We start from the raw sequence: 11,274 nt of genomic DNA on the forward strand, positions 1-11,274 counted from the left end.
TCATCCACCGAAGTGGACGGGGTATCAACTTCTGGCGTTGATTTTTGGCACGCTGTTGAGTTCTCAAGGAACGGACGCTTCCTTCGTACTCACCCTCGCGGGCTTTCCTCCGGGCTTTCGTTCTGTTCTTGCGTTTCCGACTCTATCAGAGTCAGTCCCGCTTCGCTTTCCAGGTTTTCGCTTTCGCGTTTCCCTTTCCGGCGAGTCCGACTCTATCAGATCCTTTCGGGCCTGACCCCCAGTCAGCGGGGCTTGCCTTCCGGGCTGTTGGGCCCTTTCGACGAGTGAGACAGTAGCGGATTCCTTGCCCCCGAACCTAATCGGCGGCCGCGTCCTGGAACGCGGATTCCTCATTCGCAAATACGCATGAAAACGAGACGACGGAGTGCGTCGTTCGTTCGAATGTGTAGTGCGGGATGGCCGTCCGGGGACCGACCGGGGTCGGCGCTCACTTCGGACAACTCGAAGAACCTTACGGACTGGGCACACCAGTGTCAACCCCTGGCCGGCCCGCCGCGCCGGATCCGACGAAACTCCCGCCGTCCTCAACGCCCTCGGTCTACGCTGGGTCCATGACTACGCATGCGCTCACGCTCGACCTTCGCTGGTGGGCCGCCTGACGGCGGCCGTCCTTCCACGCGAGCACGCATGCGCTCACGGCCGCCGCTACGGCGGCCGTTCTTGTTTCTCCCCTCCCGGGAGTGGCTCGGTCGCCCGACGCGGTGGCCCCGACACCACTCACACACAGGGAGAGCAGGACATGACGACGACGACTCCGAGGATCTTCAGCGGCATCAAGCCCACCGGACACCTGACGTTGGGCAACTACCTGGGGGCCCTGCGCCAGTGGGTCGCCGCCGATCGGACGCCCGAGTCCGCGCTGTTCTGCGTCGTCGATCTGCACGCGCTGACCGTCGAGCACGAGCCGGCGCGCGTACGCAGGCTGAGCCGGCAGGCGGCGACGCTGTTCCTGGCCGCCGGGCTGGATCCACAGCGGTGCACCCTCTTCGTGCAGAGCCATGTCGACGAGCACACCCGGCTGGCGTACCTCCTGGAGTGCACCGCCACCGACGGGGAGCTACGGCGGATGATCCAGTACCGGGAGAAGGCGGCGCAGGCGCAGGTCTCCGGGGAGGGCGTGCGGCTGTCCCTGCTCACCTATCCCGTGCTGATGGCGGCGGACATCCTGGCGTACGGGGCGCAGGAGGTGCCGGTCGGGGAGGACCAGCGGCAGCACGTCGAGCTGACCCGGGATCTGGCGGTGCGGTTCAACCAGCGGTACGGGCACACCTTCACCGTCCCGAAGGCCACGCTTCCCGCCGTGGCCGCGCGGGTCATGGACCTGCAGGACCCGATGTCGAAGATGGGGAAGTCGCACGAGAGCGGGGCGGGGATCGTCTATCTGCTCGACGAGCCGGGGGTCGTGCGGAAGAAGGTGATGCGGGCGGTCACCGACAGCGGGGACGACGGTGTGGTCTACGACCGTGAGTCCCGGCCGGGGGTCGCGAATCTGCTGGACATCCTGGCGGCGTGTGCCGGGGGTGATCCGGCCGTGCTCGCCGAGGGGTACAGCGGCTACGGGGCGCTGAAGCGGGATGTCGCCGACGCGGTGGTCGAGCTGCTGCGGCCGCTGCAGGAGCGGCATGCGGAGCTCGCGGGCGATCCGGCCGAGGTGGAGAAGGTGCTGCGGGAGGGTGCCGAGCGGGCCAGGCAGTTGGCGCGGCCGGTGGTGGACCGGGCGTACCGGGCCATCGGGCTGCTGGAGCCGTGACGGGTGGGGGTTCCGCGGGTCGCGGGGCCCCCACCGGTACGGGTCTCAGCTGTTGCCGGAAGCGAGCTCGCGGCTGCGGTCGCGGGCCGCTTCCAGGGCGGCGATGAGCGCGGCGCGTACGCCGTGCCTCTCCAGCTCGACGATCGCGTTGATCGTCGTGCCGGCCGGGGAGGTGACGGCCTCGCGGAGCTTGACCGGGTGTTCGCCGCTGTCCCGGAGCATCACGGCGGCGCCGATGGCGGCCTGGACGATCAGGTCGTGGGCCTGGGCGCGGGGCAGTCCGAGGAGGATGCCGGCGTCGGTCATGGCTTCGACGAGGAAGTAGAAGTAGGCGGGTCCGGAGCCGGAGAGGGCGGTGGCCGCGTCCTGCTGGGACTCGGGGACGCGCAGGGTCTTGCCGACGCTGCCGAAGATCTCCTCGGTGTGGGCGAGGTGGGCGGCGGTGGCGTGGCTGCCGGCGGAGATGACGGACATGGCCTCGTCGACGAGGGCGGGGGTGTTCGTCATGACGCGGACGACGGGGGTGCCGGGGCTGAGTCGTTCCTCGAAGAAGGCCGTGGGAACGCCGGCGGCCCCGCTGATGACCAGGCGGTCGGCGGGGACGTGCGGGGCGAGCTCGTCGAGGAGCTTGGCCATGTCCTGGGGCTTGACGGTGAGGATGAGGGTGTCGGCGCGCTTGGCGGCCTCGGCGTTGGTGACGGCCTCGACGCCGTAGCGGGTGCGCAGTTCCTCGGCCCGTTCGGCGCGGCGGGCGGTGACGAGGAGCTTCGAGGCGGGCCAGCCGCCGCGGATCATTCCGCTGAGCAGGGCCTCACCGATCTTGCCGGTACCGAGGACTGCGACTGTCTGGGTCATGCCCGATCCACCTCGCCGAACTGTGCTTGCGCGTGAGCTACGTCTACGTGCTCATCCTCGCACCCGGGCGGGGACCGGGGAGGTGCTGTCCGTAGTGCGGTCAGGGGGTGCGGTCAGGGGGTGCGGCGGCGGAGGGTGACCGCGCCGAGGGCGAGGACGAGCAGGGCGCAGGCGGCGACGATCGCGGCGTCGCGGACGAAGTCGGCGGTCATGTCGGTGTGGGTGAGGACCTGGGTCATGCCGTCGACGGCGTAGGACATGGGCAGGACGTCGGAGAGGCCTTCGAGGACGGGGTGCATGGTGTCGCGGGCGGCGAAGAGTCCGCACAGGAGCAGCTGGGGGAAGATCACCGCGGGCATGAACTGGACTGCTTGGAACTCGGAGGCCGCGAAGGCGGAGACGAAGAGGCCCAGTGCGGTGCCGAGGAGGGCGTCGAGGAGGGCTACGAGGAGCAGCAGCCAGGGGGATCCGACGACGTCGAGGCCGAGGGCCCAGAGGGCGAGGCCGGTGGCGAGGAGTGACTGGAGGACGGCGACGGCGCCGAAGGCGAGGGCGTAGCCGGCGATGAGGTCGCCCTTGCCCAGCGGCATGGCGAGGAGGCGTTCCAGGGTTCCGGAGGTGCGTTCGCGCAGGGTGGCGATGGAGGTCACCAGGAACATGGTGATGAGGGGGAAGATCCCGAGGAGTGAGGCGCCGATGCCGTCGAAGGTCTGGGGGCTGCCGTCGAAGACGAAGCGCAGCAGGGTGAGCATCAGTACGGGGACCAGGAGCATCAGCGCGATGGAGCGCGGGTCGTGGCGGAGCTGGCGCAGGACGCGGGCGGCGGTGGCGGTGGTGCGGGCGGCGTTCATCGGGTCTGCTCCCGGATGGCGGTGACGTTGGAAGAGGAGGCGGCAGCGTCGGCGGCGGCGTTGGCCTCGTCGACGAGGCGCAGGAAGCCTTCCTCGACGGTGGTGGCGTGGGTGCGGGTGCGCAGTGCGTCGGGGGTGTCCTGGGCGAGGATGCGGCCCTCGCGCATGAGGAGGAGGTCGTGGCAGCGTTCGGCCTCGTCCATGACGTGGGAGGAGACGAGGATCGTCGCGCCGCGGGTGGCGGTGATGTCGTGGAAGAGGTTCCACAGGTCGCGGCGCAGGACGGGGTCGAGGCCGACGGTGGGTTCGTCGAGGACCAGGAGCTCGGGGGTGCCGAGCAGGGCGACGGCGAGGGAGACGCGGCTGCGTTGGCCGCCGGAGAGGTTGCCGGCGAGGGCGCCGGCTCGGCTGGTGAGGTCGACGTCGGTGATGGCGCGGCTGACGGCGGCGGCGCGGCGGTCGGCGGCGGCTCGGCCGGGGTCGAGGACGGCGGCGAAGTAGTCGAGGTTCTGCCGGACGGTGAGGTCGTCGTAGACGCTGGGCGCCTGGGTGACGTAGCCGATGCGGGAGCGGAGCCGGGGGTGGCCGGCGGGGTGGCCGAGGACGTCGAGGGTGCCGGTGACGTGGGCCTGGGTGCCGACGATGGCGCGCATGAGGGTGGATTTTCCGCAGCCGGAGGGGCCGAGGAGGCCGGTGATGCGGCCGCGGGGCACGTCGAAGGCGATGGAGTCGAGGACGGTGCGGGGGGTGCGGCCGGTGCCTCGGCGGACGGTGAGGTCATGGGCGTGGACGGCGGCCGGGTCTCCCTCGGGCTGCTTATTCATCATGTGATGAATAATGCTCCTGACGGTGCCAGGACGTCAATCGCCGGAACGGTCGCGGGTTACTTCGGGCCGCAGGCGCCGCGCGGGGGCTACTTCTTGCGCTTGGGGCGGCGGGCCGCCGGGTTCCCCGTACGGGTGCTGCGGCGGCGGGCGTACTCGGCCTGGGCGCGCTCGTACTCCGCGCGGCGCAGCTTCTCGCCCGGCGCCTCCCCGAGGCAGCGCAGGAAATACGCGATCAGGGAACCGATGAAGCCGATCGTCTTGAGGCCCTTGAGGGCGGCCTCGTCGGAGGACGGGGCGGGGCGACGACTGAAGGAGGCCCAGGTCTTGGTGAAGGCGATCGAGCTGGCGATCGCGAAGAGGACGACGACCGAGATGCTGAGGAAGGGGCCGACGTTGCCGATCTCCAGCCCCTCGTAGGCGAAGCGGAGCATCAGCGCGGAGGCGATGGCCGTGGCCAGCGAGCCGATGGCGAGGCCGACGCGGAGCAGTGCGTAGCCGCCGTCGTGCTCGACCCAGGTGGTGCCGAAGAAACGGATCGGCTCGGGCTGCGGGCCGGCGGGCACCGAGGCCTGCGCGGCCGGCTCGGCGGGGGTCTGGTCTCGCTGGTCGTCGCTCACATCAGCGATTATCCCTCGCCGGGCCCGCCGGGCCGGGTGTGTCTCACGTGTCAGACGGGTGCGGAACGGTCAGGCGCACCGGTTGGTGACGTAGCCGTCACTGCCGGTCCGCACGTACGCGTCGGAGACGAAGCGGCCGTTGCCGATACAGTCCCAGATGTCCGTCGTACCGTACGGGCCCGAGACGGTGGTGCCCTCGCACTGGCAGCGGAGCGAGACGGTCGCGCCGAGCGGCAGGACCTCGATGACCGCGTAGTTGGTACCCGGGCCGTTGCGGACGTTCAGCCGGGCGCCCGGAGCGACCGGGAACATCGGGTAGCCGGACCCGCCGGCCATGCTCTGGATTTGGCTCGAATCGTTCTCGACCGACATGCGAAATCTCCCCCCATGGGCGTTGCACTGCGCAACTCGCGCAGGGTAGCAGGACCTTGGAGATGCGCAGGGGTCATCGACTAGGCTCCGGCGGGGGTGGTGAGCGGTGCATTCGCTGCGCGCGGACTACGTGGGATTTCCGGAGTACGCCGGGCAGTACCGGCTCGAATCGGTGCTCGGCTCCGGAGGGATGGGCGTCGTCCATCTGGCCACGTCCGACTCGGGGCTGAAACTCGCCGTCAAGATCGTGCACCCCGAGCACGCGGTGGATCCGGAGTTCCGAGCCCGGTTCCGCCAGGAGGTCGCCGCCGCGCGACGGGTGAGCGGTGCGTTCACCGCGCCCGTCGTGGACGCCGATCCCGATGCCGAACGGCCTTGGATGGCCACCCTGTTCATCGACGCGCCGACGCTCGCCGAACGGGTACGGGACCAGGTCCTGGCCCCCGTCGAACTGACCCGGCTCGCCGCCGGCCTGGCCGAGGCCCTGCGCGACATCCACCGAGCCGGAGTGGTGCACCGGGACCTCAAGCCCAGCAACGTCCTGATGGCCCCGGACGGCGTGCGGGTCATCGACTTCGGGATCTCACGTCCGGCGGACAGCGACCTGCGGACCGAGACCGGGAAGCTGATCGGCACTCCCCCGTACATGGCGCCCGAGCAGTTCCAGCGACCGCGCGACGTGGGAACGGCCGCGGACGTCTTCGCCCTGGGATCCGTACTCGTACACGCGGCGACCGGACACGGACCGTTCGACTCGGACAGCCACTACCTGGTGGCGTACCAAGTGGTGCACAGCGAACCCGATCTGACCGGGCTGCCGGCGCGGCTCGCACCGCTGGTCGCCCGATGCCTGGCGAAGGACCCGTCGGAGCGGCCCACCGCCGAGGAGTTGATCGCCGAGATGCGGGCGATCGCTTACCCGACCGCCGAGGACACCCAGGCCTTCGTACCCCGGCAGCGGCAGCCGGCCGACTCGGAGCAGCCGACGCACCAGCGGGTACGGAGCACACCCGAGCCCGAGTCCGAGCCCGAGGCGGCAGGCCGGCGCACCCGGACGGTCGTCGGGATCGGGGTCGGGCTGCTGCTCGCCGGCGCCGCCGCGGTCGGCGGGTACTGGCAGTTCGGACCGGACGCCGGAGCCGCCGACCGGATCGCCACGCAGGCCGGTCCGGCGCCGCGCAAGAGCTTCGCCCCCTGGACGGTCCCCTTGGGGAAGCCCGGTACGGGCAGCCGGATCGGGGCCTGCTCCTGGCAGTCGGCGGCCCTCTACTGCGCCGGGCCGGGCCTCGTCGCGGCCCGGCTGGACCCCGCGGACGGCACCACCGTGTGGGCGGTGGAGGCGACCGCCCCGGAGCCCCGGACGACGGCCCTCACCGCGCCGGTCCACGCCGGCGGGCGGGTCCTCGTCATGGCGCCGGGCAGCGAGACCCTCCAGGCCCTGGACCCCGGCACGGGAACGGAGACCTGGAGGCGGAAGCTACCGGCCGGATCCCAGGTGGTGACCGCGGGCGGACAGGTCCTGCTCGTCGGAACGACCGGCAGCGTCACCGCCCTGGACGCGGCCACCGGCACACAGCGCTGGAGCCGGCGGATCGGCGGGGTCGGCGCCGAGTGGTGGGGCGGCACGGACGAGGCCGGCACACCCGCGCTGTACGTGGCGACGCCCGGCGGCGACAGCGGATCGACCCAACTCGCCGCCGTGGACCCGGCGGACGGGAAGGTGCGCTGGCAGCTCCGGACGGCGGGGCGGCTGCGCCCGGTCGGCGTGGCGCGGGGCGGGCTGTTCCTGCTGGACCTCGACGCGTCCTCCCGGACCGGCGCGATCGTACGCGTCGACCTGGCCGCGCACGGGGTGCAGCGCGTGCGGCTGACGGCGCCTGTGTACGACGCGGAGCCGGCGGTGGGCCAGGACGGGACCGTGTACCTGTTCGGGACCTCGGGCACGCTGGTCGCGATCGGAACGGCCGAGGAGCAGTGGCGGCTGGAGACGGGTGTGGCCGTGGGCTCGCGGCCGGTGATCCACGACGGGCGGATCCATCTGGCGGCCTCCGACGGGCGGCTGCTGGCCGTCGACGGCGCGGGCCGGCTCATCGGGCAGACGAAGCCCAGGCTGGGCGGCGAGCAGGGCTACACCTCCACGCTGCCCGCACCCGTGGTCGGCGACGGGCGGGTGTTCACCGGGGCGCCCGACGGGACGGTGTTCGCGGTGGGGGCGGGGGATCCTGCCGCCTGGTGACGCGCCGACGCCCCCGCACCGGAGGGTGCGGGGGCGTCGGCGGATGAGCGTCGGCGGATGCGCGTCGGCGGGTAGGCGTCGGCGGGTGCGCCTTCGCGGTCGGTCGTCAGCCCAGCAGGGAGACGTCCCGGACCGCGCCCTTGTCGGCGCTGGTGGCCATCGCGGCGTAGGCGCGCAGGGCCGCGGAGACCTTGCGCTCGCGGTTCTTCGGGGCGTAGACGCCGCCGAGGGCCGCGTGGCGGGCCGCCAGGGTGGCCTCGTCGACGAGGACCTCGATGGACCGGTTCGGGATGTCGATGCGGATCCGGTCGCCGTCCTCGACGACCGCGATGGTGCCGCCCGAGGCCGCTTCCGGGGAGGCGTGGCCGATGGACAGGCCCGAGGTGCCGCCGGAGAAGCGGCCGTCCGTCACCAGCGCACAGACCTTGCCGAGGCCGCGGCCCTTGAGGAAGGAGGTCGGGTAGAGCATCTCCTGCATACCGGGGCCGCCGCGCGGGCCCTCGTAGCGGATGACGACCACGTCGCCCGCCTTGATCTCCTTGCGGAGGATCTTGTCGACCGCCTCGTCCTGCGACTCGCAGACCACGGCCGGACCCTCGAAGGTCCAGATCGACTCGTCGACACCGGCGGTCTTCACGACACAGCCGTCCTCGGCGATGTTGCCGCGCAGGACGGCGAGGCCGCCGTCCTTGGAGTACGCGTGCTGCACCGAGCGGATACAGCCGCCCTCGGCGTCGAGGTCGAGGGACTCCCAGCGCTTGGACTGGGAGAAGGCGGTGGCGGAGCGCTCGCAGCCGGGGGCCGCGTGCCACAGCTCCATGGCCGTGTCGGTGGCCGTGCCGGAGCGGGCGTCCCACTTCGCCAGCCAGTCCTCCAGGCCGTCCGAGTGGACGGTGGTGACGTCCTTGTTGAGGAGACCGCCGCGGTGCAGCTCGCCCAGGATGGCGGGGATGCCACCGGCGCGGTGGATGTCCTCCATGTAGTACGTGCCGCCGGGCGCCACGTTCGGCGCGACCTTGGACAGGCACGGGACGCGGCGCGAGACGGCGTCGATGTCGGTGAGGTCGTAGTCCAGACCCGCTTCCTGCGCCGCGGCCAGCAGGTGCAGGATCGTGTTCGTGGAGCCGCCCATCGCGATGTCGAGGGCCATGGCGTTCTCGAAGGCCTCGCGGGTGGCGATGTTGCGGGGCAGGACGGACTCGTCTCCGTCCTCGTAATAGCGCTTGGTGATCTCCACAACCGTACGACCGGCGTCCTCGTACAGGGCGCGGCGGGCGGTGTGCGTGGCGAGGACCGATCCGTTGCCCGGGAGGGCCAGGCCGATGGCCTCGGCCAGGCAGTTCATCGAGTTGGCCGTGAACATGCCGCTACAGGAGCCGCACGTGGGACAGGCGTTCTCCTCGATGCGCAGCACGTCCTCGTCGGAGACGTTCTCGTTCGAGGCGTCGACCATGGCGTCGATCAGGTCGAGCTTGCGGACGGTGCCGTCGACGAGGGTCGCCTGACCGGCTTCCATCGGGCCGCCGGAGACGAAGACGACCGGGATGTTGAGGCGCATCGCGGCCATCAGCATGCCGGGGGTGATCTTGTCGCAGTTGGAGATGCAGATCAGGGCGTCGGCGCAGTGCGCCTCGACCATGTACTCGACCGAGTCCGCGATCAGGTCGCGGGAGGGGAGGGAGTACAGCATGCCGCCGTGGCCCATGGCGATGCCGTCGTCGACCGCGATGGTGTTGAACTCGCGCGGGATCGCGCCGGCGGCACGGATGGCGTCGGAGACGATCCGGCCGACCGGGGCCAGGTGGGTGTGACCGGGGACGAACTCGGTGAAGGAGTTGGCGACCGCGACGATCGGCTTGCCGATGTCCGCGCTCGCTACGCCCGACGCGCGCATCAGCGCACGTGCGCCTGCCATGTTGCGGCCGTGGGTGACGGTGCGGGACCTCAGCTCGGGCATGCGGTTTCACTCCCCATGAGTGCGGCTGTACGGTCAGCCGCGACTGCGGATATGGCTCAGATACGAGGCTACGCCCACCGCCCGCGATCCGGACGGCATGTCCGGATGTCGGGACGGACGGCTCATTCCTCGGTCAGGTACCGCTGGAGGGTGGGCGCCACGAGGGCCACGATCTTCTCCGGGTCGGTGGACGCCAGGGGCTCCACCTGGACCACGTAGCGCAGGATCGCGATGCCGACCATGTGGGAGGCGGCGAGCTCGGCGCGGAAGGTCGGGTCGGGGACGTCGAGGTCGGCCGCGACCCGCGCCAGGAGCCGCCGCAGCACCAGCTCGCGCAGCACCTTCGCGGCGGCCTCGTGCGTCAGCGCGGAGCGGATCACGGCGAGCAGCGGGACCCGGGTGACCGGGTTCTCCCAGATGCCGAGGAAGTAGCGGGCGAGGCGCTCGCCGATGCCGTCCGGGCCCTCGCCGATGACCGCGGGGACCACCAGCGCGGGCTCGATGCTGACCTCGATGGCGGCGGCGAAGAGATCGTCCTTGCTGCCGAAGTAGTGGTGGACCAGAGCCGGGTCGACGCCGGCGACCTTCGCGATGCCGCGCACGGACGTCTTGTCGTACCCGCGCTCCGCGAACACCTCGCGGGCGGCGAGCCGGATGCGCTCCTGGGTGCCGGGACCCTCGTCGGCCTCGTCCTGCCGGGGCCGGCCGGGGCCGCGCCGGCGGGGCTTGGGTGCGTCCGGGGTGTCGCTCACGGCCGGCGGGCCTTGTCGCGCCGGGCGGTGGGGGCGGCGGCGGTGGCGAGGTGCAGCCGGGTGAAGGCCAGCGCCTCGGCGAGATCGGCCTCGCGCTCGGCGGAGGACATCGCCCGGCGGGTGTTGACCTCGATCACCACGTGCCCGTCGAACGAGGTCCGCGCAAGGCCCTCCAGCAGCTCGGCGCAGGGCTGCGTACCGCGGCCCGGGACCAGGTGCTCGTCCTTGGCCGAGCCGTTCCCGTCGGCGAGGTGGATGTGCGCGAGCCGGTCGCCCATGCGGTCGATCATCGCGGTGGCGTCGGTACGGGCCGTCGCGGTGTGCGACAGGTCGACCGTGAAGTGGCGGTAGTCGTCCTTCGTGACGTCCCACTCGGGGGCGTACGCGAGCATCTCGCGGTCGCGGTAGCGCCAGGGGTACATGTTCTCCACGGCGAACCGCACGTCGGTCTCGTCGGCCATCCGCCAGATGCCGGTGACGAAGTCCCGCGCGTACTGGCGCTGCCAGCGGAACGGGGGATGCACGACCACGGTGCTCGCCCCGAGTCGCTCGGCCGCGGCCTGGGCGCGCTGGAGCTTGGTCCACGGATCGGTGGACCAGACCCGCTGGGTGATCAGCAGGCAGGGCGCGTGCACGGCCAGGATCGGCACGCCGTGGTGGTCCGACAGGCGGCGCAGGGCGTCGACGTCCTGACTGACCGGATCCGTCCAGACCATCACTTCGACGCCGTCGTAACCGAGGCGCGCGGCGATCTCGAAGGCGGTCGCCGTCGACTCCGGATAGACGGAGGCGGTGGAGAGGGCGACTTTCGCGGTCGGGACACGGACTGGTTCTGCCACGGAGACAGGGTACGGGCCCAGGAGGCCACGTGACCGTGACGGCGGCCACGTGGGGGGCGGGGGTGCGGTGCGCGGGGTCTGGTCGGTGGGGCGGGGGCTTGGGGGGGCTTCGGGGGCGGGAGCCGGCCGGGCGGCATCAGGGAGGGGTATGGGGGTTTCCCGTCAGTCCCATCGTCCCTCCGGGTCGGGGCGGTCCC

Annotated in this window: 10 protein-coding genes; 2 read left to right on the forward strand and 8 right to left on the reverse strand. The window is 71.6% G+C overall.

Annotated elements, in window-relative coordinates:
- Positions 1–760 precede the first annotated feature (760 nt).
- Positions 761–1,771, forward strand: a complete 1,011-nt coding sequence (gene trpS / locus ACGFYY_RS41835) for a tryptophan--tRNA ligase (RefSeq protein ID WP_393717803.1) — start codon at positions 761–763, stop codon at positions 1,769–1,771.
- 45 nt (positions 1,772–1,816) lie between these two features.
- On the opposite strand, the gene proC is transcribed toward trpS, so the two are convergent.
- The 5 genes from proC to ACGFYY_RS41860 form a co-directional block, all read right to left on the reverse strand.
- Positions 1,817–2,626 carry a pyrroline-5-carboxylate reductase gene (gene proC, locus ACGFYY_RS41840; RefSeq protein WP_365281119.1) on the reverse strand — a complete coding sequence of 270 codons (810 nt, stop codon included), beginning with the start codon at positions 2,624–2,626 and terminating at the stop codon, positions 1,817–1,819.
- A 113-nt stretch (positions 2,627–2,739) separates the two neighbouring features.
- Positions 2,740–3,477 (reverse strand): ABC transporter permease, encoded by a 738-nt coding sequence (locus ACGFYY_RS41845; protein ID WP_365281116.1) that lies wholly within the window; start codon positions 3,475–3,477, stop codon positions 2,740–2,742.
- Positions 3,474–4,304 (reverse strand): ABC transporter ATP-binding protein, encoded by an 831-nt coding sequence (locus tag ACGFYY_RS41850; RefSeq protein WP_393717806.1) that lies wholly within the window; start codon positions 4,302–4,304, stop codon positions 3,474–3,476. Before ACGFYY_RS41850 ends, ACGFYY_RS41845 begins: the two co-directional genes overlap by 4 nt.
- 86 nt (positions 4,305–4,390) lie before the next feature.
- Positions 4,391–4,921: a hypothetical protein gene (locus ACGFYY_RS41855; protein WP_393717808.1), complete on the reverse strand. Its 531-nt coding sequence runs from the start codon at positions 4,919–4,921 to the stop codon at positions 4,391–4,393.
- A gap of 69 nt (positions 4,922–4,990) precedes the next feature.
- Entirely contained in the window at positions 4,991–5,293 is a 303-nt protein-coding gene (locus ACGFYY_RS41860) for a peptidase (RefSeq protein ID WP_393717810.1), read from the reverse strand.
- A gap of 106 nt (positions 5,294–5,399) precedes the next feature.
- Here ACGFYY_RS41860 and ACGFYY_RS41865 point away from each other — a divergent pair, with 106 nt between their 5' ends.
- A complete protein-coding gene (locus tag ACGFYY_RS41865) occupies positions 5,400–7,529 on the forward strand; it encodes a PQQ-binding-like beta-propeller repeat protein (protein WP_393717812.1) in 2,130 nt (709 codons plus the stop codon).
- A gap of 106 nt (positions 7,530–7,635) precedes the next feature.
- Here the strand turns inward: ACGFYY_RS41865 and ilvD are convergent, their stop codons facing one another.
- The 3 genes from ilvD to ACGFYY_RS41880 form a co-directional block, all read right to left on the reverse strand.
- Positions 7,636–9,486 (reverse strand): dihydroxy-acid dehydratase, encoded by a 1,851-nt coding sequence (gene ilvD, locus ACGFYY_RS41870; protein ID WP_365281329.1) that lies wholly within the window; start codon positions 9,484–9,486, stop codon positions 7,636–7,638.
- A gap of 122 nt (positions 9,487–9,608) precedes the next feature.
- The gene (locus tag ACGFYY_RS41875; RefSeq protein ID WP_393717814.1) at positions 9,609–10,238 is read right to left on the reverse strand and encodes a TetR family transcriptional regulator; all 630 of its coding nucleotides are present in this window, start codon (positions 10,236–10,238) and stop codon (positions 9,609–9,611) included.
- Entirely contained in the window at positions 10,235–11,077 is an 843-nt protein-coding gene (locus ACGFYY_RS41880) for a sugar phosphate isomerase/epimerase family protein (RefSeq protein ID WP_393717816.1), read from the reverse strand. The genes ACGFYY_RS41875 and ACGFYY_RS41880 overlap by 4 nt, the downstream gene beginning before the upstream one ends.
- Between the last annotated feature and the right edge of the window lie 197 nt (positions 11,078–11,274).

Origin of the sequence: Streptomyces sp. NPDC048331 (assembly GCF_043201215.1) — a bacterium.
Lineage (GTDB): Bacteria > Actinomycetota > Actinomycetes > Streptomycetales > Streptomycetaceae > Streptomyces.

Bases quoted from the DNA above. Each gene is read 5' to 3' on its own strand.
- proC (WP_365281119.1), bottom strand. From the start codon at position 2,626: ATGACCCAGACAGTCGCAGTCCTCGGTACCGGCAAGATCGGTGAGGCC.
- ACGFYY_RS41860 (WP_393717810.1), bottom strand. From the start codon at position 5,293: ATGTCGGTCGAGAACGATTCGAGCCAAATCCAGAGCATGGCCGGCGGG.
- trpS (WP_393717803.1), top strand. From the start codon at position 761: ATGACGACGACGACTCCGAGGATCTTCAGCGGCATCAAGCCCACCGGA.
- ilvD (WP_365281329.1), bottom strand. From the start codon at position 9,486: ATGCCCGAGCTGAGGTCCCGCACCGTCACCCACGGCCGCAACATGGCA.
- ACGFYY_RS41850 (WP_393717806.1), bottom strand. From the start codon at position 4,304: ATGATGAATAAGCAGCCCGAGGGAGACCCGGCCGCCGTCCACGCCCAT.
- ACGFYY_RS41845 (WP_365281116.1), bottom strand. From the start codon at position 3,477: ATGAACGCCGCCCGCACCACCGCCACCGCCGCCCGCGTCCTGCGCCAG.